Raw genomic sequence first — 22,076 nt, 5'->3', positions numbered from 1 at the left:
TCAGCGGGTCAGCGCATCAGCCCGACAGGCTGGCGGCGGCCAGCACGCCCGCGAGCGCGGCCACGCCGTAGCCGGCCAGCACGCGCCGGCCCATCGCCGCGCCGCCGACCACCCAGGCGATGCCGGCCTTGGCCAGCATGTTCGAGCCCACGGCCAGGCCGACGGCCAGCACGATGGCGGTGGTCGCCACGCCGTCGCCGGCATGCATGCGGGTGATCGAGATCAGGATCGCATCGACATCGGCCAGCCCCGACAGCGCCGCCAGCCCGTACAGGCCGAGCGCGCCGTACAGGTCGTGCACCAGTCGGGTCAGCACCGCCATCAGGCCGAGAAAGGCGCCGAAGCCGAGCGCCACGCCGAGGTCGAACGGCGCGGGCTCGTCGGCGGCGGGGGTTTCAGGGCTGGCGACGGCACCCGGCGGCGCCGGCTCGCGCCGCCGCCACTGCAGGACGCTGAGCGCGAGCAGCACCCCGCCGGGCACCAGCAGCGGCGCGGTCAGGCTCGTGCCGAGCGCCGGCTGCAGCGTCAGCACGATCACCGTCATGCGGATGAACATCACGCCACAGGCTGCCAGGGTGCCGGCGACCGCGGCATCGACATGCGCGGGCGCCTGGCGCACACGGCGCGACAAGGCCAGCGTGGCCGCGGTCGACGAGGCCAGGCCGCCGAGCAGGCCGGTCCAGATCAGGCCGCGCTGCGGCCCGCTGAAGCGCATGGCGATGTCCCCGCCCAGCGACAGCCCCGACACCAGCACCACCGCCCACCACATGCGGTAGGGATTCAAGGCCTCGTAGGGGCCGAAGCCGCGATCGGGCAGCAGCGGCAGCACGACCACCGACAGCACCAGCATCTGCAGCGCGGCGCTCAGCTCGCGGTGCTCGATCAGGCGCAGCCAGCGGTGCAGCGTGGGCTTGAGGTTGAGCAGCACCGCGGCGACCACCGCCACGCCGACCGCCAGCGCCGGCGCACCCGACGCGGCCAGCGCGCCGAGCACGTAGGTCAGCAGCGCGGCGATGGTGCTGGTGGCGCTGAGGCTGCCGCTGGCGCGCACCCATTCACGGTACGAGACGGCGCCGAGCACGGCCAGGCCGATCAGCCCGGCCACCAGCACGGCAGCGCCGAACTCGCCCCGCAAGGTGGCGCTGACACCACCGAACAAGCCGATCAGGCCGAAGGTGCGCAGGCCTGCGACCCGGCTGCCCTCGGCCCGCAGCCGCTCGCTCCAGCCGCGCTCCAGGCCGATCAGCAGGCCGACCGCCAGGGCCGAGGCGAGCCCGGCGACGACGGGATCGAGTGCAAGCGATTGGGCATTCAGCAAGGCGGCTCCGGCAGTGCAACGGCATCGTCGCACCGGCACGCGCCGCGCGCTTGACTCACGACAAGTGGCGCCGCCTCGACAGTCGGTTCAGGCGTGGGTGTCAGGCGTATTGGCCAACCAGCGAGAACTCGCCGTGATCGACCACGCGAAGGCTCAGCGACTGGCCGATGCGGATCGCGTCGAAACCGGTGCCGGGCGTGCTGCGCGTGACGGTCCAGATGGCACCGCCCGCGTCGCGCAGGTACGCCAAGCCGAGGCGGGGAAGAACATCGTGAACGGTGGCCGTGACGACCAGGTTCGATGAAACGGTTTCAGTCATGGGGATGTCGGGAGAACAAGATGAATGTGTCGAATTGTAGAGACTCTCGCGCCCCGAATCAGGGCAAACCCTGATCCTGCACCCAGATCCCGAACCCCTACGCACAAATCTGGTGCAACACGGCCAGGGATCGATCTGCTGGACACCGCCCCCGCGTCGCCCGCCTGCGGGGGCCACCCTCGGCTCGTCAAGTATGATTTTCAGGATGGGAGCCCACCTCCCGGTGCGCGGTAGCGGCGTCCCTCGCTACACGTCAATCACACAACAGCCGCAGCAGCGCTCCAGCCCGAGCGCAGCCGGCTGCACTCCCCTGCCACCGTGAACGAACCCAAGTTGTTGTCGGATCAAGAGAAATCCGACAGGAGCAACGACTTCAGCGGCCACACGCCGATGATGGCCCAGTACCTGCGGATCAAGCGCGAGTTCCCGGACACGCTGGTGTTCTACCGGATGGGCGACTTCTACGAGGTGTTCTTCGACGACGCCCGCCTGGCGCACCGCCTGCTCGACATCACGCTGACCACGCGCGGCCAGAGCAACGGCGAGCCGGTGGTGATGGCGGGCGTGCCGGTGCAGGCGCTCGAAAGCTACCTCGCCAAGCTGATCAAGCGCGGCCAGGCGGTGGCGATCGCCGAGCAGGTGGGCGAGGTCGGCGCCGGCAAGGGGCCGGTCGAGCGCAAGGTGGTGCGGGTGGTCACGCCCGGCACGATCACCGACACCGAGCTGCTGGCCGAGCGCGAGGACACCCGGCTGCTGGCGATCGCGCAGACCGGCCCGGCGAGTGCGCCGCTGTATGGTCTGGCGTGGCTGGCGCTGGCCAGCGGCCAGCTCGGCCTGAGCGAATGCAGCGAGCGCGAACTGGACGCCTGGCTGGCGCGGCTGGCACCGGCCGAGGTGCTGGTGAGTGCCGAGATCGACAGCCAGCGCCGGCCCGCCGCGCTGCGCGCGCTGGCCGCGCCGCTGACCGCGCGGCCGGGCTGGCAGTTCGACAGCGCGCTGGGCGAGCGCAAGCTGCGCGAGCAGCTGCGGGTGGCGCACCTGTCGGGCTTCAACGCGCAGGATCTGAGCGCCGCGCACGCCGCCGCTGCCGCGCTGCTGAGCTTTGCCGAGCACACCCAGGGCCGTGCGCTCTCGCACGTCAACAGCCTGACGGTCGAGCGCGCCACCGACCTGCTGGAGCTGCCGCCGGCCACGCACCGCAACCTCGAGCTGATCGAGACCCTGCGCGGCGAGACGGCGCCGACGCTGCTGTCGCTGCTCGACACCTGTCGCACCGGCATGGGCAGCCGGCTGCTGCGCCACTGGCTGACGCACCCGCTGCGCGAGCGCACGGTGGCACGCGAGCGCCACGCCGCGATCGCCGCGCTGCTCGACGCCCGCGCCGCCGAGCCGCTGCGCGAGGCGCTGCGCCACGTCAGCGACGTGCAGCGCATCACCGCCCGCACCGCGCTGCGCCAGGTGCGCCCACGTGAACTGGCCGGCCTGCGCGAAACCCTCGCCCACCTGCCGACGCTGCGCGGCCAGGTGCCGAACGGCGCGCCGCTGCTGGCCGACCTGCACGCCGCACTCACACCCGACGCCTCGATCGCCGAGCTGCTGCAGCGCGCCGTGGCCGAAGAACCGGCCGTGCTGCTGCGTGACGGCGGGGTGATCGCGGCCGGCTTCGACGCCGACCTGGACGAGCTGCGCGCCATCGCCACCAACTGCGACGCCTTCCTGCTCGACCTGGAGGCGCGCGAACGCGAGCGCACCGGCATCGCCAACCTGCGGGTGCAATACAACAAGGTGCACGGCTTCTACATCGAAGTCACGCAGGGTCAGGTCGACAAGGTGCCGCTCGACTACCGGCGCCGCCAGACGCTCAAGAACGCCGAGCGCTACATCACGCCCGAGCTGAAGGCCTTCGAGGACAAGGCGCTGTCGGCGCAGGAGCGTTCGCTGGCACGCGAGAAGTGGCTCTACGAGCAGCTGCTCGACGCGCTGCAGCCGCACCTGAACGCGCTGTCCGAGCTGGGCCGCGCACTCGCCAGCCTCGACGCGCTGGCCGCCTTTGCCGAACGCGCCGCCACGCTCGACTGGTGCGCGCCCGAGTTCGTCAACCACCCGTGCCTGGACATCGAACAGGGCCGCCACCCGGTGGTCGAGGCGCGGCTGGCGGAAACCGGCGGCGGCAACTTCATCGCCAACGACTGCCGGCTCGATTCGGCGCGCCGCATGGTGATCCTGACCGGCCCCAACATGGGCGGCAAGAGCACCTTCATGCGCCAGGTGGCGGTGATCGCGCTGCTGGCAGCGATCGGCTCGTACGTGCCGGCGGCGCGCGCGCGGCTCGGCCCGCTCGACGCCATCCACACCCGCATCGGCGCGGCCGACGACCTGGCCAACGCGCAGTCGACCTTCATGCTCGAGATGACCGAGGCCAGCGCCATCCTGCACAGCGCGAGCGAGCACTCACTTGTCCTGATGGACGAGATCGGCCGCGGCACCAGCACCTTCGACGGCCTGGCGCTGGCCGGCGCGATCGGCAGCCACCTGCACGACCGCAACAAGAGCTTCACACTGTTCGCGACGCACTATTTCGAGCTGACCGAGTTCCCGGCCCGGCACCGGCATGCCGTCAACATGCACGTGTCGGCGGCAGAGAGCGGCGACGACATCGTCTTCCTGCATGCGATCGAGGCCGGGCCGGCGAGCCGCAGCTACGGCGTGCAGGTGGCGCGGCTGGCCGGCATGCCGGGCTCGGTGCTGCGCCAGGCGCGCAACGCGCTCGACAGCCTGGAGGCCCAGCAGCGTGCCGGCCAAGCGCAGATCGACCTGTTCGCCGGGCCCGATGTCAGTCCCGAGGTCGAGGCCGCGGCACCCATATCGATCGCGCTCACGCCGGTCTCGACACCGCAGGCCACGGCGCACGCAGCGGTTCTCGATGCACTGGCCGACGTCGAGCCCGACAATCTGAGCCCGCGCGAGGCCCTGGCGGCACTCTATCGACTCAAGGCCCTGGCGATCGCGCCGGCGGCCGATCCATCCACCTTCACCCCTTCACGACCATGACCTACTGCATCGGCCTGCGGCTCAACGCCGGCCTGGTTTTCCTGTCCGATTCGCGCACCAACGCCGGGCTCGATGCCATCAGCACCTTCCGCAAGATGATCGTCTACGAGAAGCCCGGCGACCGCTTCATGTGCCTGCTGTCGGCCGGCAACCTGAGCATCTCGCAGTCGGTGCGCGAGATCCTGCAGGTCGAGAAGATCCCCGGCGCCGAGGGCGAGGAGGCGATCTCGATCTGGAACGCCAAGAGCATGTTCGACGTCGCCCGCGTGCTGGGCTCGGCGGTGCGCCGCATCCACGACCAGGACGGCCCGTCGCTGCGCGCCGCCGGCATCGACTTCGTCGCCAGCTTCATCCTCGGCGGCCAGATCGGCGGCGAGGCGATGCGGCTGTTCCTGGTCTATTCGGCCGGCAACTTCATCGAGGCGACCCGCGAGACCTGCTTCTTCCAGATCGGCGAGAGCAAGTACGGCAAGCCGATCCTCGACCGCGTGCTGACACCGCACACCCCGCTCGACGAGGCCGCCAAGTGCGCGCTGGTGTCGATGGATTCGACCCTGAAATCCAATCTCAGCGTCGGCCTGCCGCTGGACCTGCTGGTCTATCGCGCCGACTCGCTGAGCGCCGACCAGGTGGTCTGCATCGACGACAAGAACCCGTATTTCCAGATGATCCACAACACCTGGGGCCAGCGCCTGCGCGAGGTGTTCGAGGGCATCGACGATCCGCGCTGGGACGGCGGCGACGCCACGCACCCGCTGATGGTGGAATCCGAGCGGTTCGATCCGATGAAGAAGATCGGCCACGCCAGCGAGAAGATCGTCTGATCCGTCCGACGGTCTGATCGAGAAGGCGGTTTCAGTCCAGCAGGACACCCCGCGCGGCCGGCACCCGCACCTCGGTGGCGACCGCGTCGTCGGCTTCAGGCGCCGCCAGCGGGTCACGCAGGAGCCGCTTGATGCTGCGCAGCTGGCTCACCGCCAGCAGCGCCAAGTTGCCCACCGGCGAGGTGGAGTAGCAGACCGCGGCCATCCGGCGCCGCAGCGGCCACAGGTCCTCGATGTAGGAGCCGGCCACCGAACCGCTGTCGACATGGTCGACGTCGGCCAGCACGGTCGGGGCGCAGCGCATCAGCTCGAGTTCGCAGACGATGCCCGGGCCCATCGCGGCGAACTCGGGGTCGAAGCCGATCTTGAACGCGGCACCGACGTTGCCGGCGATCAGGTTGCTGCTCGACGCGATCACCCGCCCGCCGACCGACAGCTCGGCGAACAGGGCCCGATTGTCGGCCGCAAAACCACGCGCCATCTCGCGGAAGAAGTCTTCATGCGCGCGATGCGAGCGCAACGAGCTGCCGTTGTCACCCTTCCAGCCCATGTGCTCGAGGGCGAGGTGGCGTTCGATCACCTCGTCGGTGATCGCTGCCCCGCGCCACACCCGGAAATCGACCTCGCCGAACTTCGCCAGTTTCCTCATGCAGGACCGCAGCTTCTTGGCCTTGGACGGCAGGCGGGCGGCCAGGTCGGCCTCGCCCATGTCGGCCGGGCGCATGCCGGCGCGCAGATAGGCCTCGACCTCGACGCGGCGCATGTCGCGCTCGGCGGCGATCTCCCGCAGCAGGGCGTCGGTCGGGCCGTCGGCCCGGCAGGCCTCGAGCACCAGGCCGTGGCCCATGTAGCGCCGCCCCTGATCGACCAGGGCTTCGAGATGGCGCCGCGCATCCGTGCGCCGCACCAGCACGCCGTTGAGAAAGGAATGCAGCGACGCCTGCAGGCGGCAGTGTGTCAACGGCAGGTAGCGGCTGGCCTCGGTCGACAGCAACGGCGCGAGCGCGCACAGCTCCCGCCGCCGCGGGTCGCCGGACTCGACCACGGCCAGCACGATCTGCCCTTTCGGGTCGAGATGGCGCATCACCGGCAGCAGGAACTGCGGCGACAGGTAGGGATTGGGCTCCAGCGCCTGTTCGTCCAGCGCGCGCCAGGCGGCGATCTCGGCCGGCCCGAGATCCTGCAACCGCAGGCAGCGAAGCTGCAGGTTCGCCTCGTTCACCCCTTGCGGCGCGACCCGCTGGATGGCTTTCAGATCGTTGTTCATGCAGGACCCGGTCTATCTGTATCGACGTGACACCCGGCCGGACCGGCGCGCGACCACGGCGCGTGCACGGTGCTCCAGCCAGCGGCAAACTCGGAACGGAACGACCGCTTGCGACTCGATCGAGCCGCAGACGACGAACCGCCCGCACACTGGTTTCGGAGTCTTTCGCCCCGACTTGAGGCGGCGCAAGATGTCGATCTCGATGCACGATCGCGCCCGGTTCCGGTGCATGCAAGAGGTCCGCTGTGAGTCGGGCTGCGGCACCGGTCAAACCCGGATCCCTGGCGGCAGCGCGACACAGCGGGCCGGCCGGTCCATGTTGCGATGCAACGGGCTGGCTAGAATCCGCCCCCGCCAGGGCCCGCCAGAGGCCAGAACCCCAGGCCACGTCGACGGAGATAACTCTTGAGCAGTCACGCTGAACCGACCCCGGTGGCCCGCAACCGCAAGCCACTCACCCTTCCCGCCCTGCGTGCGATGCAGCAGCGCGGCGAGAAGATCGCCATGCTGACGGCCTACGAAAGCACGCTGGCGCGCGTGGCCGACGAGGCCGGCGTCGACACCATCCTGGTCGGCGACTCGCTCGGCATGGTCGTGCAGGGCCACGCCAGCACCCTGCCCGTCACGCTCGACGAGATGGCCTATCACACCCGCTGCGTCGCCCGCGGCCTGCAGGGCGGCGCGGCCTGGCTGGTCGCCGACCTGCCGTTCGCGAGCTACCACCAGGGCCCGTCGCAGGCGATGGCCGCCGCCGCCACGCTGATGCAGGCCGGCGCACAGATGATCAAGCTCGAAGGCGGCGGCTGGACCGCCGAGACGGTGCGCTTCCTGGTCGAACGCGGCGTGCCGGTCTGTGCCCACCTCGGCCTGACGCCGCAGAGCGTGCACGCGCTGGGCGGCTATCGCATCCAGGGCCGCGACGAAGCAGGCGCCGCCGAACTGCGCCGCCAGGCCACCGAGCTGACCCAGGCCGGCGCCGCGATGATGGTGCTCGAACTGATGCCCTCGGCGGTAGCCGCGGCGGTGCAGGCCGACAACCCGCAGCTGATGACGATCGGCATCGGCGCCGGCCCGGCCACCGCCGGCCAGGTGCTGGTGGTGCACGACATGCTGGGCCTGACACGCGGCAAGCTGCCGCGCTTCGTGCGCAACTTCATGCACAGCGAGGCGGGCCAGAACCTGTCGGTCGAAGACGCGATCCGCGCCTACGTGGCCGCCGTCAAGGACGCCAGCTTCCCCGACCCCGTGGCCCACGCCTACGCCAGCGCCAGCTGAGCCCCACGCCGACATGCAAATCGTCCACACCCTCGCCGACCTGCGCGCCGCCCTGGCGCCGGTGCGCCGCAGCGCCGGCACCATCGCCTTCGTGCCCACGATGGGCAACCTGCACGAGGGCCATCTGGCGCTGGTGCGTCAGGCCCGCGAACGTGTCGGCGCCGCCGGCACGGTGGTGGCGAGCATCTTCGTCAACCGCCTGCAGTTCGCGCCGCACGAGGATTTCGACCGCTACCCGCGCACGCTGGCACGCGATGCCGAGCTGCTGGCCCCGGCCGGCTGCGACCTGGTGTTCGCGCCCGCCGAGGCCGAGCTCTACCCGCAGCCGCAGACCTTCAAGGTGCAGCCCGACCCGGCGCTGGCCGAGCTGCTCGAAGGCCATTTCCGGCCCGGCTTCTTCACCGGCGTGTGCACCGTCGTCATGAAGCTGTTCTCGATCGTGCAGCCGCAGGTCGCCGTGTTCGGCAAGAAGGACTACCAGCAGCTGATGGTGCTGCGCCGCATGGTCGAGCAGTTCGCGCTGCCGATCGAGGTGCTCGGCGGCGAGACGCTGCGCGCGCACGACGGCCTGGCGCTGTCGTCGCGCAACGGCTACCTCGGCGCGGCCGAACGCGAGCAGGCGCTGCAGCTGTCGGCCGCCCTGCGCGACCTGCTGGGCGCGGTGCGCGCCGGTGGCGCCCCGCTGGAGACGCTCGAAGCGCAGGCCTGCACGGCGCTGCGCGCGCAAGGCTGGCTGCCCGACTACCTGTGCGTGCGCCGCCGCACCGACCTGCTGCCGCCCGGCGCCGACGAGATCGCCGCGGGCCTGCCGCTGGTCGCGCTCGGTGCGGCCAGGCTGGGCAACACCCGGCTGATCGACAACCTCGAAGGCTGATCCGGCGGCCCGGCCCCGGGCACCGGACCGACCTGCGGAAGGCCTGCACGCAGCCATGGACTGACGGTTTCCGACACGCCGGCCTTCTATAATCTCGCTTTACCACAACGGCCCTCCTGTCAGCCGCCCCCGCCACCCCGGCCGGATGCGCGAGCCACCAAGGGAGGGCCGCTTCACATGACCAAGTTTGTGTTCGTCACCGGCGGTGTGGTGTCCTCGCTCGGCAAGGGCATCGCAGCGGCCTCGCTGGCTGCGATCCTCGAATCGCGCGGCCTGAAGGTCACCCTCATCAAGCTCGACCCCTACCTCAACGTGGATCCGGGCACGATGTCGCCCTTCCAGCACGGCGAGGTCTTCGTCACCGAAGACGGTGCCGAAACCGATCTCGACCTGGGCCACTACGAACGTTTCATCACCACCCGGATGAAGCGCTCGAACAACTTCACCAGCGGCCAGATCTACAAGAACGTGCTCGAGAAGGAGCGCCGCGGCGACTACCTCGGCAAGACGGTGCAGGTGATCCCGCACGTCACCAACGAGATCCAGGAGTTCGTCAAGCGCGGCGCCGGCATCGGCAGCCACAGCGGTGACGACGCCAAGTTCGGCGTCGGCGAGCCGGTGGATGTGGCGATCGTCGAGATCGGCGGCACGGTGGGCGACATCGAGTCGCTGCCCTTCCTCGAGGCGGTGCGCCAGCTGAGCCTGAAGATGGGCCCGACCAACACGGCGTTCGTGCACCTGACCTACGTGCCGTTCATCGCCGCGGCCGGCGAACTGAAAACCAAGCCGACCCAGCACACGGTGCAGAAGATGCGCGAGATCGGCATCCAGCCCGACGTGCTGCTGTGCCGCGCCGACCGGCCGATCCCCGACGAAGAGCGCGAGAAGATCTCGCTGTTCACCAACGTCGCGCTGCACGGCGTGATCTCGGTGTGGGACGCCGACACCATCTACAAGGTGCCGCGCATGCTGCACGAGCAGGGCCTGGACGAGATGATCTGCATGAAGCTGCAGCTGCTCACCAAGCCGGCCAACCTGAGCCGCTGGGACCGCCTGGTCAAGGAAGTGGAACACCCGCGCCGCGAGATCACCATCGCGATGGCCGGCAAGTACACCGAGCTGAGCGACAGCTACAAGTCGCTCAACGAGGCGCTGCGCCACGCCGGCATCCAGCACCACGCCAAGGTCAACATCGAATACGTCGACTCCGAGACGCTGACGCCCGAAACCGCCGGCGAGCTGTCGAAGTTCGACGCCATCCTGGTGCCCGGCGGCTTCGGCAAGCGCGGCATCGAGGGCAAGATCGTCGCGGCGCAATACGCCCGCGAGCACGGCATCCCGTATCTGGGCATCTGCCTGGGCATGCAGGTGGCCACGATCGAATACGCGCGCCACAAGGCGGGCCTGGCCGGCGCCAACTCGACCGAGTTCGAGCCCGACGGCCCGCACCCGGTGATCGCCCTGATCGACGAGTGGCAGGACGCCGACGGCAGCATCCAGAAGCGCGACGCCAACTCCGACCTCGGCGGCACGATGCGCCTGGGCGCGCAGAGCTCCGACGTCAAGGCCGGCACGCTGGCCCACGAGATCTACGGCGACGTCGTCACCGAACGCCACCGCCACCGCTACGAGGCCAACCAGAAGTACCTGCAGCGCCTGCAGGACGCCGGTCTGGTGATCTCGGCCATCACGCAGCGCGAGAAGCTCACCGAGATGGTCGAGCTGCCGCGCAGCGTGCACCCGTGGTACGTGGGCGTGCAGTTCCACCCCGAATTCAAGTCCACGCCGTGGGACGGACACCCGCTGTTCTCGAGCTACATCGCTGCGGCACTCGAGCACCACGCCGCTTTGCAGAAGGAGGCCGCATGAAACTGTGTGGATTCGACGTCGGCATCGACCAGCCGTTCTTCCTGATCGCCGGCACCTGCTCGATCGAGGGGCTGCAGATGTCGCTCGACGTGGCCGGCCTGCTCAAGGAGGCCTGCGCCGGCCTGGGCATCCCGCTGATCTACAAGGGCTCGTTCGACAAGGCCAACCGCTCGTCGGGCACGACCAACCGCGGCTTGGGGCTGGAAGCCGGCCTGAAGATCCTCGACGAGGTGCGCCGCCAGACCGGCCTGCCGGTGCTGACCGACGTGCATGACGAGTCGCAGGTGGCCGAGGTCGCCAGCGTGGTCGACGTGCTGCAGACGCCGGCCTTCCTGTGCCGCCAGACCGACTTCATCCGCGCCGTGGCGATGTCGGGCAAGCCGGTCAACATCAAGAAGGGCCAGTTCCTCGCGCCCTGGGACATGAAGAACGTCATCGACAAGGCCCGCGCCGCCGCGCGTGACGCCGGCCTGTCGGAAGACCGCTTCCTGGCCTGCGAGCGCGGCGTCAGCTTCGGCTACAACAACCTGGTGGCCGACATGACCAGCCTGGCCGAGATGCGCAACACCGGCGCGCCGGTGGTGTTCGACGTCACCCACTCGGTGCAGAAGCCCGGTGGCCTGGGCGGCAGCAGCGGCGGTGCGCGCGAGATGGTGCCGGTGCTGGCGCGTGCAGGCGTGGCGGTGGGCGTGGCGGGCCTCTTCATGGAGACCCACCCCGATCCGGCCAAGGCCTTCAGCGACGGCCCGAACGCCGTGCCCCTGAAACACATGAAGACGCTGCTCGAACAGCTGGTGGCGCTCGACCGCGTCGTCAAGACCCGACCCCTGCTGGAAAACGATTTCAGCTGCTGAGGGTGTGCAAGGTAGCGCGCGCAGCTGTCGCGTCGACGCACGCTGTTGCGACGCAGTAACCGCATTGGTGCACCATGCGCGCGCCAACAATCGATAGAAACCGGAGTAGACCCATGAGTGCCATCGTAGACATCGTCGGCCGCGAAGTGCTGGACAGCCGCGGCAACCCCACCGTCGAATGCGACGTGCTGCTGGAAAGCGGCGTCATGGGCCGTGCGGCCGTGCCCAGCGGCGCGTCCACCGGCTCGCGCGAAGCCATCGAGCTGCGCGACGGCGACAAGAGCCGCTACCTCGGCAAGGGCGTGCTCAACGCCGTCAAGAACATCAACACCGAGATCAGCGAAGCCGTGCTGGGCCTGGACGCGGCCGAGCAGAGCTTCCTCGACAAGACCCTGATCGACCTCGACGGCACCGACAACAAGGGCCGCCTGGGCGCCAACGCGATGCTGGCCGTGTCGATGGCCGTGGCGCGTGCCGCGGCCGAAGAATCCGGCCTGCCGCTGTACCGCTACTTCGGCGGCATGGGCGCAGTGCAGCTGCCGGTGCCGATGATGAACGTCATCAACGGCGGCGCGCACGCCAACAACAGCCTCGACCTGCAGGAGATGATGATCATCCCCGTGGGCGCGCCGTCGTTCCGCGAAGCCGTGCGCTGGGGCGCCGAGGTGTTCCACGCGCTCAAGAAGATCCTGCACGACAAGGGCATCAGCACCGCGGTGGGCGACGAGGGCGGTTTCGCCCCCAGCGTCGAGAGCCATGAAGCCGCCATCCAGCTGATCCTGCAAGCGATCGACAAGGCCGGCTACCGCGCCGGCGAGCAGATCGCCCTGGGCCTGGACTGCGCCGCCAGCGAGTTCTACAAGGACGGCAAGTACCACCTCGAAGGCGAAGGCCTGTCGCTGACCGCGCAGGAGTGGACCGACATGATGGCCGCCTGGGTCGACAAGTACCCCATCATCTCGATCGAGGACGGCATGGCCGAAGGCGACTGGGACGGCTGGAAGCTGCTGACCGACCGCCTGGGCAAGAACGTGCAGATCGTCGGCGACGACCTGTTCGTGACCAACACCAAGATCCTGAAGGAAGGCATCGAGAAGGGCATCGCCAACTCGATCCTGATCAAGATCAACCAGATCGGCACGCTGAGCGAAACCTTCGCCGCCATCGAGATGGCCAAGCGCGCGGGCTACACCGCCGTCATCAGCCACCGTTCGGGCGAGACCGAGGACAGCACCATCGCCGACATCGCCGTGGCCACCAACGCCGGCCAGATCAAGACCGGTTCGATGAGCCGCAGCGACCGCATGGCCAAGTACAACCAGCTGCTGCGCATCGAGGAAGACCTCGGCGACGTGGCCGTGTACCCGGGCCGCGCGGCCTTCTACAACCTGCGCTGATCGCCCGTGTTCGGCGTGCGTGGCATCACCCTGGTGCTGGCAGTCCTGCTCGGGCTGGTGCACCTGGAGCTGTGGTTCGGCCACAGCGGCGTGCCACGCGTGATCGAACTCGATCGCCAGGTCGAGGAGCAGCGCGAACGCAACATCGAGGCGCGCATGCGCAACGAGCGCCTCGCCGCCGAAGTTCGCGACCTGCGCGAAGGCCAGGAAACCATCGAGGAGAAGGCCCGCGGCGAGCTGGGCATGATCCGTCCCGACGAGATCCTGGTGCAGTACACCCGACCCCGCTGAGCGGCCGCAAGGCCCCGGCCACACGAGAAGGCGCCGCGAACCGGCGCCTTTTTTCATGGGCGCAGGCGGATCACGCCGGCACGGCCTGCAAGGCGTCGTCCAGCACCTCGACCCAGTGCCGCACCGGCGTCGCGCAGCCGCTCTGCAGGTGCGAGATGCAGCCGATGTTGGCCGACACGATCACCTCGGGCGACTGCGCCTGCAGGTGGCCGAGCTTGCGGTCGCGCAGCTGATACGACAGCTCGGGCTGCAGCACCGAGTAGGTGCCGGCCGAGCCGCAGCACAGGTGGCTCTCCTGCGCCGGCAGGTGCACCTCGAAACCCAGCTCGCGCAGGCCGGCCTCGATGCCGCCCTTGAGCTTCTGGCCATGCTGCAGCGTGCACGGCGGGTGCAGCGCCAGCTTGTGGCGCGGCACGTCGTTGAGCAGCGGCTTGAGCTGCGGCACCAGTTCGGGCAGCAGCTCGCTGAGATCGCGCGTCAGGGCGCTGACCCGCGCGGCGCGGGTGGCGTAGGCCGGATCGGTGGCCAGGTGGCGTCCGTAGTCCTTGACCGTCGCGCCGCAGCCCGAGGCGTTCATCACCAGCGCCTCGACCGGCGCCGAGCCGTCGGTGGGCTCGATCAGCGGCCACCAGGCGTCGATGTTGCGGCGCATGTCGGCCAGGCCGCCGGGGTGGTCGCCCAGGTGATCGCGGATCGCGCCGCAGCAGCCGGCCTTGGGCGCGGTCACCGCCTGGATGCCGGCGGCGTCGAGCACCCGCGCGGTGGCCGGGTTGATGCCCGGGCCCATCGTCGGCTGCACGCAGCCGGCCAGCATCAGCATGCGGCGCGGGTGGCTGCGCTGCGGCCAGCCGCGGGCGTCGCGCGGGCCGGCTTCGGGCACCTTGTTCCTGAGCACCTGCGGCAGCAGCGGGCGCACGATCTGGCCGAGCTTCAGGGCCGGCGCGAACAGCGGCGACGTCAGCCCTTCCTTGAGCAGCCAGCGCTGCGCCTTCTCGGCCAGCGGGCGCTCGACCTCGGCGTCGACCAGCCGGCGGCCGATCTCGACCAGCTCGCCGTAGGGCACGCCCGACGGGCAGGTGCTCTCGCAGTTGCGGCAGGTCAGGCAGCGGTCGAGGTGCTGCTGGGTGCTGCGCGTGGGCGTCTGGCCTTCGAGCATCTGCTTGATCAGGTAGATGCGCCCGCGCGGGCTGTCGAGCTCGTCGCCCAGCAGCTGGTAGGTCGGGCAGGTGGCGGTGCAGAAACCGCAGTGCACGCACTTGCGCAGGATCGCCTGCGCCGCGTCGCCGTCGGGCGTGCCGGCGTATCGGGGGGAGAGTTCGGTTTGCATCGCTCGGTGCCTGGCTCAGAGCCCCGCAGCCAGCCGGCCGGGGTTGAAAAGATGGAGGGGATCGAAGGCGTCCTTGATGCGCTGGTGCACCGCGTGCAGCGGCGCCGACAACTCGGACAGCGCCGGCTGCACGGCGTCGCCGGCCAAGGCGCCGCGCCAGATGCGCGCATGGCCGCCGACCTCGGCCGCCAGCGCGTGCACCAGCGCGGGCGGCGCATCGCTCAGGGCCCAGCGCTGGCCGCCGTGCCACTCGACCAGGCTGTCGCCGACCGCGCCGGGCAGCGCCAGCCGGCCGGTGTGCGGCGGCACCGACAGGCGCCACAGCCGCCGCCCGCGCGGCAGCACGTCGACCAGCAACGGGTGGTTCTGGTCGCGCACGTCGAGCCAGCCACGCTGCGCCAGGTCGTCCGCGATCGGCTCGCCACCCAGCGTGCGCTGCGCCGACGCCACCGCCGCCTGCGCGCCGCTCAGGCGCAGCCACAGCACGCCGCGGCTCCAGGCGCTGGCGCTGATCGGCAGCGGCTTGCGACACCAGGCCTTGAGGCTGGCGAGCGCCTGCGCCTCGTCCATCTCGAAACGCAGCGTGGTGCTCGCCACCGGCCGCGGCAGCACCTTGAGCGAGACCTCGCAGATCACGCCCAGCGCCCCGAAAGAGCCCGCCAGCAGCCGCGAGACGTCGTAGCCGGCGACGTTCTTCATCACCTGCCCGCCGAAGCTCAGCAGATCGGCACGGCCGTCGAGCAGGGTGGCGCCGAGCACGTAGTCGCGCACGCTGCCCACGCTGGCGCGTGCCGGGCCGGCCAGGCCGCTGGCGACCATGCCGCCCACGGTGCCGGCCGACGGGCCATTCACGGCGAACCGCGGCGGTTCGAACGGCAGGCACTGCCCGCACTCGGCCAGTGCCGCTTCCAGCTCGACCAGCGGCGTGCCGGCGCGCACCGTGACGACCAGCTCGCTGGGCTCGTAGGCACTGATGCCGGCGAGTGGGCGCACGTCGAGCCGGCGCAGCGTCGCATCGGTCGGCGGATTCAGGAAGGCCTTGCTGCCGCCGCCGGCAATCTCCAGCGGCGCGCGGTCGGCGATGGCCGCGCGCACGGTCTCTTGCAGCGACTGCAGCGCGGCGTCTTGTCGGATCGTGTTCATGCTTGCTCAGAACCTCGGCAGTTCGGGAAACGGCAACAGGCCGCGCTTGACGTGCATGCGCCCGTATTCGGCGCAGCGGTGCAGCTCGGGCACCGCCTTGCCGGGGTTGAGCACGCCGGCCGGGTCGAAGGCCGATTTCAGCGCCAGCATCTGCGCCAATTCGAGCGGCGAGAACTGCACGCACATCGAGTTGAGCTTCTCGACACCCACGCCATGCTCGCCGGTCACCGTGCCCCCCAGGCGCACGCTGGTCTCGAGGATGTCGGCGCCGAACCGCTCGCAGCGGTGCAGCTGGTCGGGGTCGTTGGCGTCGAACATGATCAGCGGGTGCAGGTTGCCGTCGCCGGCGTGGAAGACGTTGGCGCAGCGCAGCCCGTAGGTCACTTCCATCGCCTCGATCGCCCGCAGGATCTCGGCCAGGCGCTTGCGCGGGATGGTGGAGTCCATGCACATGTAGTCGGGGCTGATGCGCCCGCTGGCCGGGAAGGCGTTCTTGCGCCCGCTCCAGAAACGCAGCCGCTGCGCCTCGTCGCGGCTGACCTCCAACCGGGTCGCGCCGCAGCCGCTCAGCACCTCGCGCATGCGCTCGATCTCCTCGGCCACCTCCTCGGGCGTGCCGTCGCTCTCGCACAGCAGGATGGCGGCGGCGTCGAGGTCGTAACCGGCGTGCACGTAGTCCTCGACCGCCGCGGTCATGCGCTGGTCCATCAGCTCCAGCCCGGCCGGAATGATGCCGGCGGCGATCACCGCGGCCACCGCCTCGCCGGCCGCCTCCACGCTCGCGAAGCTGGCCATGATGCAGCGCGCCAGCGCCGGCTTGGGGATCAGCTTGACCGTCACCTCGGTGACCACCGCCAGCATGCCCTCGCTGCCGACCACCACGCTCAGCAGGTCGAGCCCGGGCGCGTCGGAGGCCAGCGAGCCGAAGGTGATCGGCTCACCCGCTGCGGTGTAGCCCTTGACCTGCAGCACGTTGTGCAGCGTCAGGCCGTACTTGAGGCAGTGCACGCCGCCGGAGTTCTCGGCCACGTTGCCGCCGATGGTGCAGGCGATCTGGCTGCTCGGGTCGGGCGCGTAATACAGGTCGTGCGGCGCGGCGGCCTCGCTGATGGCGAGGTTGCGCACGCCGCACTGCACCACCGCAAAACCGGCTTCGGCGTCGAGCTGGACGATCTTGTTCAAGCGCGCCAGCGACATCGTCACGCCCAGCGCGTGCGGCATCGCGCCGCCGCTCAGGCCCGTGCCCGCGCCGCGCGCCACCACAGGCACGCCCAGCGCGTGACAGGTGCGCAGCACCGCGGCCACCTGGGCGTCGGTCTCGGGCAGCACCACCAGCATCGGGCGCTGGCGGTAGGCGGTCAGGCCGTCGCATTCGTAGGGCGTGGTGTCCTCGTTGCGGCTCAGCAGGCTGCTGGCGGGCAGCACGCCGCGCAGGGCGGCGAGCACCTCGGCCTGGCGGGCGGCGCGCAGCTGCTCCTGCGCCAGTAGCGCCTGTTTCGTTTCGCGTGACGAAGCCGTCGCGTTGTCGGCCTGGACCAGCGCGGTCAGGCTGCCGGTCGATCCACCCGTCGTGTCGCAGGGTGCGGGGCTTTGCATGCCATGTCTCCTCGCCGGGAATCCGGCCGAGGGCGCATGTTGGCCAAGCGCGGGCGTCGTGGCGTGAGAGTTCTTGACGGCGGGCGTGAAGGTTTTTCATCGGGCCGCGTGCGGCGCCCGGCGTCAGAGCTCGTCGATGCGCACCGACACCGGGAAGTGATCGCTGAATCCGTCGATGTCGACGTTCTCGGCCACGTTGCCCTTGGGCAGGCCGAAGCGGATCGGCCCCTCGCCGACGCGGTGGTCGACCATCGGCGGCCAGGCCTCGATGCGCGCCGTCTCGTCGCGCACCCGCAACGGCCCGCTGCCGCCGAGCAGCCCGCGCGAGACCAGGATCTGGTCGAACACATGGCCGTCGCCGTTGAAATAGAGCGTGCCGTCGAGCGTGCGAGGCTTGCCGCGGCGGTCCACCGCCTCCTGCGTCAGGTAGCGCCACGCCAGGTTGAAGAACCGCGCGCTCTGCGTGCGCTGGATGTCGCCGCGCTCGCGCGTGGCCGAGGCGTGATCGGTGATCGAGGCGTCGAACGGGTCGTCGTTGAAATCGCCCATCGCCACCACCGCCACGCCGGCGCCTTTGGCGTCGCGGATGCGCTCGTGCCAGTAGCCGAGCGTCTCGCCGGCGGTGGCGCGGAACCCGGCCGAGTGCTGCGGCCCCTCGCCCGGCTCGCCCGAACGCGACGGCCAGTGGTTGGCCAGCGCCACCAGCTGATGGCCCGCGCGCGTCACGAAGGTGGCCTGCGTGATGTCGCGCGTGCCGGTGCGGCGCATCACCCAATGCGAGAACAGCTCGCCGGGCTGGGCGCTCAGCGTCAGGCTGTCATGGATGAAGGCGGTGTCGATGCCCCGCTGGTCGCGGCTCGAATCGACGTGCACCACCGCGTAGCGCCGGGCCGGCAGCAGGGCGTTGAGCCGGTCGGCCAGGGCCTGCAGCGCGTAGCCGTTCTCGACCTCGCACACGCCCAGCAGGTCGGGGCCGGCGCCGTCCTTCATCTGCACGATCACCGCCGCCAGCTGGTCGAGCTTGCGGTCGAACAGCGCCTGCGTCCAGCCGGCCAGATCGCGCCGCATCGCCGCGGCCAGCCAGGGCTCGCGGCCGGGGTGGCCCTCGGGCGCGAACAGGTTCTCGAGGTTCCAGAAGGCGATCAGGTAGGACATGGGGCGACCCTCGTGCAATGCTGGCGCGATCATCGCGCATCGGCTGCACGCTCTCTACACTGCGGCCCGACCCCGGAACCCCATGCGCCCCACTCCGCCCGATTCACCCGCATCCTCGTCCACATCGTCGTCCCGTACCGCGCTGATCGCCGTCGTCGGCGCACCGGGCAGCGGCCAGGATCGGCTGGTCGCGGCCCTGCGTGCGGCGCTGTCCGACCCGGGCGTGACGGTCAGCGACGACAACGCCCTGGTGCTGGCCTCGCCCCGCCCGATCAGCCTGTGCCTGCTGATGCGCTCGGCCACGCCGGGCGACGGCGTGGAGGCGCAACTGCGCCTGGCCCTGCTGCAGCGCGGCCAGGGTTTCAGCGTGCTGTCGGGCCCACCCGAAGCCCGCCTGGACGCGGCCCTGGCCGCCTGGCGGGCCCATCGGCGCGAGCGCAGCGCCGGCCCGCAGCCGCCCGGCCGCTGGCGCCATCCGTGCGGGCGCTGCGGCGACGGCGACTGCGAGCGCCGCCTGTTCGACTCGTTGCCACGCCCGCGCTGAACCCGCGCCACGGCACGCCGCGACAATGCGCGGATGGATCACAGCTTCGCCTCCGCCCTCCTCCTGCTCCTGCTGGTGCTCGACCCGCTCGGCAGCATCCCCATCTTCATCTCGGTGCTCAAGGGCGTGGCGCCCGAACGGCGCACGCGGGTGGCGCTGCGCGAGGCGCTGATCGCGTTCAGCGTGCTGGCGGTGTTCATGGTCAGCGGCCAGCATTTCCTGACGCTGATGCGGCTGTCCGAACGCTCGCTCGAAGTCGCCGGCGGCGTGATCCTGATCATCATCGCCATCCGCATGATCTTCTCCGGCGGCAGCGAGATCTACAGCCAGGACGGTGAACCGCGCGAGCCCTTCATCTTTCCGCTCGCGGTGCCGCTGCTGGCCGGGCCGTCGGCGATGGCCACCGTGCTGCTGCTGGCCTCGCGCCAGCCCGACCGCCTGCTCGACTGGGCCGGCGCGCTGACCGCCGCGATGGCGATCTGCGCCACGGTGCTGCTGCTGGCCGAGCGCATCCGCAAGCTGCTGGGCGACTCGATGGTCTCGGCGATCGAGAAGCTGATGGGCCTGGTGCTGACCGCGGTGGCGGTCGAGATGATCCTGGCCGGGCTCAAGCGCTACTTCCTGAACCCGCTCTGAGGTCGAAGGACGCGGGCGGCTTCAGGGCAGCAGCGCGCCGCAATGGCGGCAATGCGCCGAATCGCTCTGGTGATCGACGGCGTGGCAGGCCGGGCAGGCCCTGGGCGCAAGCGGCGGCGCTGCACCGCCGCGCCGCTGCGCGCTCATCTCGGCCGTGACGATGCCGGTCGGCACCGCCAGCACGCCCCAGCCCACCAGCATCATCAGCGAAGCGATGAAACGGCCCAGATCGGTCTTGGGCGTGATGTCGCCGAAGCCCACCGTGGTCATCGTCGTGATGGCCCAGTAGATCGACGCCGGGATGCTGGTGTAGCCGTTGCCCGGGCCCTCGACCACGTACATCAGCGTACCCATCACGATCACCACCAGGATCACGAAACCCAGGAACACCGCGATCTTGCGGCCGCTGGCCAGCAGCGCGGTGCTCAGGTAGCGCACCTCGGCGGCGTAGTGCGAGAGCTTGAAGATGCGGATCACGCGCAGCAGCCGCAGGATGCGCACGTCGATCAGCAGGTGCAGATCGGGCACCAGCACCGCCAGCAGCGTGGGCAGGATCGCCAGCAGGTCGACCACGCCGTAGAAGCTCAGCGCGTAGGCGCGCGGGCGTTTCACGCACAGCAGGCGGGCCGCGTATTCGGCCATGAACAGCAGCGTGAACAGCCATTCGGCCACCGTGAACCACGCCGCCCAGCGCTGGTTGAGCGCGGCCACGCTGTCGAGCATGACCACCCCGACGCTGGCCAGGATGGCCCAGATCAGCACCACGTCGAACAGCCGGCCGGCGCGGGTGTCGGACTCGAAGATCACGGTGTAGAGCCGCAGCCGCCAGCCGCCGTCGGGGCGGCCGAAACGATCGGCGTCGATGTGGCTGGCCGAGTCGAGCGCGGGAGGGGTCGTGGCGGTCATCGCGCTTCAGCCCAGATCCGGGTGTTCGAGATAGGCCAGCTCGGCCTCGCTGAAACCCGCCGCCAGCCGCGCCGCGCGGTTGAGCGGCGGGCGCAGCCGCGGCGCCTCGTACTGGCGCACCAGCAGCGGGTAATGCGCCAGCGGGTCCAGCCCGGCGCGCGCGCAGGCCCAGCCGTACCAGCGGTTGCCGATGGCGACGTGGCCGATCTCGTCACGCAGGATCACGTCGAGGATCGCCACCGCGGCATGGTCGCCGGCGCGGCCCAGCTTGGCCTGGATCGGCGGCGTGGCGTCGAGCCCGCGGGCTTCGAGCGTGCGCGGCACCAGCGCCATGCGGGCGATGAAGTCGTGACGGGTCTTGTACGTCATCGTCCACAGGCCGTCGTGGGCCTCGAAGTCACCGTAGGCGTGGCCCAGCGTGCGCAGGTGATCGGCCAGCAGCGTGTGGTGCTCGGCCTCCTCGGCGGCCACGCGCAGCCAGTCGAGGTAGTAGTCGGCCGGCAGGCCGGCAAAACGCCAGACCGCGTCGAGGGCCAGGTTCACGGCGTTGAATTCGATGTGAGCGATCGCATGCAGCAGTGCCGCGCGGCCGATCAGCGTGTTGGGCGAGCGCTGCGCCATGCGCACGTGCGGCACCAGCAGCGGGCGCTGCGGGCGGCCCGGCAGGCCGTCGCGCTCGGCCAGTTCGGCGTGGGGGTCGAGCCCCAGCACGGCCTCGTCGACCGGCAGCCCGAGCGGCGCCGCAGCCTGGGCGCGCGCCCACAGATCACGCACGGCCGCCACCTTGGCGGCGGGTTCATCGAGGCACAGGGCGGCCAGCGCCAGATTTCGCAATTCCATATCCCTACAATTTTGCCTTTGGCGCCCCACATGCCGCCTTGACAGAACACAGCAGGAGCCCCGATGGCCATCTACCAGCTCGGTGACGACACCCCCGAGGTCCACCCCACCGCCTACGTGGCCGACAGCGCCGACGTGATCGGCAAGGTGCACCTGGGCGAGAACAGCAGCGTCTGGTTCGGCGTGGTGATCCGCGGCGACACCGACCACATCCGCATCGGCCGCGGCAGCAACATCCAGGACAACTCGGTGCTGCACACCGACGAAGGCATCGAGCTGGTGATCGGCGAGGACGTGACCGTCGGCCACGGCGTCATGCTGCACGGCTGCCACATCGGCGACGGCGCGCTGATCGGCATCGGCGCCATCGTGCTCAACCGCGCCCGCATCGGCCGCGGCTGCCTGGTCGGCGCGGGCTCGCTGGTGCCCGAGGGCAAGGAGTACCCCGACCACAGCCTGATCATGGGCAGCCCCGCCAAGGTGGTCCGCACGCTCAGCCCCGAACAGGCTGAACGCCTGGCCCACGGCGCCGGCTACTACGCCGCGCGCGGCCGCAGCTACCCCCAGCAATTGAAGAAAGTCGGTTGACC

General features: G+C 70.3%; 20 protein-coding genes. 11 read left to right on the top strand and 9 right to left on the bottom strand.

From position 1 onward, the window contains the following. Positions 1-16: 16 nt before the first annotated feature. Positions 17-1,318, bottom strand: coding sequence for an MgtC/SapB family protein (locus LCHO_RS05905; protein ID WP_012346214.1), 1,302 nt, complete (start codon positions 1,316-1,318; stop codon positions 17-19). A 100-nt stretch (positions 1,319-1,418) separates the two neighbouring features. Beyond that, entirely contained in the window at positions 1,419-1,637 is a 219-nt protein-coding gene (locus LCHO_RS23310; RefSeq protein ID WP_012346213.1) for a hypothetical protein, read from the bottom strand. A 390-nt stretch (positions 1,638-2,027) separates the two neighbouring features. Between LCHO_RS23310 and mutS the strand changes: the two genes are divergently transcribed. After that, positions 2,028-4,688 carry a DNA mismatch repair protein MutS gene (mutS, locus tag LCHO_RS05900; protein WP_012346212.1) on the top strand — a complete coding sequence of 887 codons (2,661 nt, stop codon included), beginning with the start codon at positions 2,028-2,030 and terminating at the stop codon, positions 4,686-4,688. Then, complete coding sequence (locus tag LCHO_RS05895; RefSeq protein WP_012346211.1) at positions 4,685-5,512, top strand: proteasome-type protease; 828 nt, start codon at positions 4,685-4,687, stop codon at positions 5,510-5,512. Before mutS ends, LCHO_RS05895 begins: the two co-directional genes overlap by 4 nt. Before the next feature lie 31 nt (positions 5,513-5,543). Here LCHO_RS05895 and LCHO_RS05890 read toward each other — a convergent pair whose 3' ends face one another. Beyond that, positions 5,544-6,779 (bottom strand): GNAT family N-acetyltransferase, encoded by a 1,236-nt coding sequence (locus tag LCHO_RS05890; RefSeq protein ID WP_012346210.1) that lies wholly within the window; start codon positions 6,777-6,779, stop codon positions 5,544-5,546. A 405-nt stretch (positions 6,780-7,184) separates the two neighbouring features. Here LCHO_RS05890 and panB point away from each other — a divergent pair, with 405 nt between their 5' ends. The 6 genes from panB to ftsB all read left to right on the top strand — a co-directional run bounded on the left by panB (position 7,185) and on the right by ftsB (position 13,339). Continuing rightward, complete coding sequence (gene panB / locus LCHO_RS05885; RefSeq protein WP_012346209.1) at positions 7,185-8,054, top strand: 3-methyl-2-oxobutanoate hydroxymethyltransferase; 870 nt, start codon at positions 7,185-7,187, stop codon at positions 8,052-8,054. 13 nt (positions 8,055-8,067) lie between these two features. Next, complete coding sequence (panC, locus tag LCHO_RS05880) at positions 8,068-8,928, top strand: pantoate--beta-alanine ligase (protein ID WP_012346208.1); 861 nt, start codon at positions 8,068-8,070, stop codon at positions 8,926-8,928. 177 nt (positions 8,929-9,105) lie between these two features. After that, on the top strand, positions 9,106-10,797 hold the full coding sequence (locus tag LCHO_RS05875; RefSeq protein ID WP_012346207.1) for a CTP synthase: 1,692 nt from the start codon (positions 9,106-9,108) through the stop codon (positions 10,795-10,797). Beyond that, positions 10,794-11,651 (top strand): 3-deoxy-8-phosphooctulonate synthase, encoded by an 858-nt coding sequence (gene kdsA / locus LCHO_RS05870; RefSeq protein ID WP_012346206.1) that lies wholly within the window; start codon positions 10,794-10,796, stop codon positions 11,649-11,651. Before LCHO_RS05875 ends, kdsA begins: the two co-directional genes overlap by 4 nt. A 113-nt stretch (positions 11,652-11,764) precedes the next feature. After that, positions 11,765-13,048, top strand: a complete 1,284-nt coding sequence (eno, locus tag LCHO_RS05865; RefSeq protein ID WP_012346205.1) for a phosphopyruvate hydratase — start codon at positions 11,765-11,767, stop codon at positions 13,046-13,048. A gap of 6 nt (positions 13,049-13,054) precedes the next feature. Continuing rightward, a complete protein-coding gene (gene ftsB / locus LCHO_RS05860; RefSeq protein WP_012346204.1) occupies positions 13,055-13,339 on the top strand; it encodes a cell division protein FtsB in 285 nt (94 codons plus the stop codon). A gap of 70 nt (positions 13,340-13,409) precedes the next feature. On the opposite strand, the gene glcF is transcribed toward ftsB, so the two are convergent. The 4 genes from glcF to LCHO_RS05840 form a co-directional block, all read right to left on the bottom strand. After that, complete coding sequence (gene glcF / locus LCHO_RS05855; RefSeq protein WP_012346203.1) at positions 13,410-14,666, bottom strand: glycolate oxidase subunit GlcF; 1,257 nt, start codon at positions 14,664-14,666, stop codon at positions 13,410-13,412. 15 nt (positions 14,667-14,681) lie between these two features. Next, positions 14,682-15,809, bottom strand: a complete 1,128-nt coding sequence (glcE, locus tag LCHO_RS05850) for a glycolate oxidase subunit GlcE (RefSeq protein WP_012346202.1) — start codon at positions 15,807-15,809, stop codon at positions 14,682-14,684. A 6-nt stretch (positions 15,810-15,815) separates the two neighbouring features. Beyond that, positions 15,816-17,405 (bottom strand): FAD-linked oxidase C-terminal domain-containing protein, encoded by a 1,590-nt coding sequence (locus LCHO_RS05845; protein ID WP_012346201.1) that lies wholly within the window; start codon positions 17,403-17,405, stop codon positions 15,816-15,818. A gap of 123 nt (positions 17,406-17,528) precedes the next feature. Next, entirely contained in the window at positions 17,529-18,560 is a 1,032-nt protein-coding gene (locus LCHO_RS05840; protein WP_012346200.1) for an endonuclease/exonuclease/phosphatase family protein, read from the bottom strand. Positions 18,561-18,642: 82 nt separating this feature from the next. On the opposite strand from LCHO_RS05840, the gene LCHO_RS05835 reads away from it, so the two are divergent. Together LCHO_RS05835 and LCHO_RS05830 are read left to right on the top strand one after the other, a co-directional pair. Beyond that, the gene (locus tag LCHO_RS05835; protein WP_012346199.1) at positions 18,643-19,104 is read left to right on the top strand and encodes a hypothetical protein; all 462 of its coding nucleotides are present in this window, start codon (positions 18,643-18,645) and stop codon (positions 19,102-19,104) included. A 33-nt stretch (positions 19,105-19,137) separates the two neighbouring features. Beyond that, on the top strand, positions 19,138-19,740 hold the full coding sequence (locus LCHO_RS05830; protein ID WP_012346198.1) for a MarC family protein: 603 nt from the start codon (positions 19,138-19,140) through the stop codon (positions 19,738-19,740). A gap of 21 nt (positions 19,741-19,761) precedes the next feature. On the opposite strand, the gene LCHO_RS05825 is transcribed toward LCHO_RS05830, so the two are convergent. Together LCHO_RS05825 and LCHO_RS05820 are read right to left on the bottom strand one after the other, a co-directional pair. Continuing rightward, positions 19,762-20,646: an ion transporter gene (locus tag LCHO_RS05825; RefSeq protein ID WP_012346197.1), complete on the bottom strand. Its 885-nt coding sequence runs from the start codon at positions 20,644-20,646 to the stop codon at positions 19,762-19,764. Between the two features lie 6 nt (positions 20,647-20,652). Beyond that, complete coding sequence (locus tag LCHO_RS05820; RefSeq protein WP_012346196.1) at positions 20,653-21,486, bottom strand: ferritin-like domain-containing protein; 834 nt, start codon at positions 21,484-21,486, stop codon at positions 20,653-20,655. Between the two features lie 63 nt (positions 21,487-21,549). Between LCHO_RS05820 and LCHO_RS05815 the strand changes: the two genes are divergently transcribed. Beyond that, positions 21,550-22,074 carry a gamma carbonic anhydrase family protein gene (locus tag LCHO_RS05815; RefSeq protein WP_012346195.1) on the top strand — a complete coding sequence of 175 codons (525 nt, stop codon included), beginning with the start codon at positions 21,550-21,552 and terminating at the stop codon, positions 22,072-22,074. Positions 22,075-22,076 lie beyond the last annotated feature (2 nt).

This window comes from Leptothrix cholodnii SP-6, from assembly GCF_000019785.1.
In the GTDB taxonomy this organism is placed as follows: Bacteria; Pseudomonadota; Gammaproteobacteria; order Burkholderiales; family Burkholderiaceae_C; genus Sphaerotilus; species Sphaerotilus cholodnii.
Note: the sequence above shows the minus strand (reverse complement) of the source record. Positions and strands in the feature narration are given on the sequence as shown.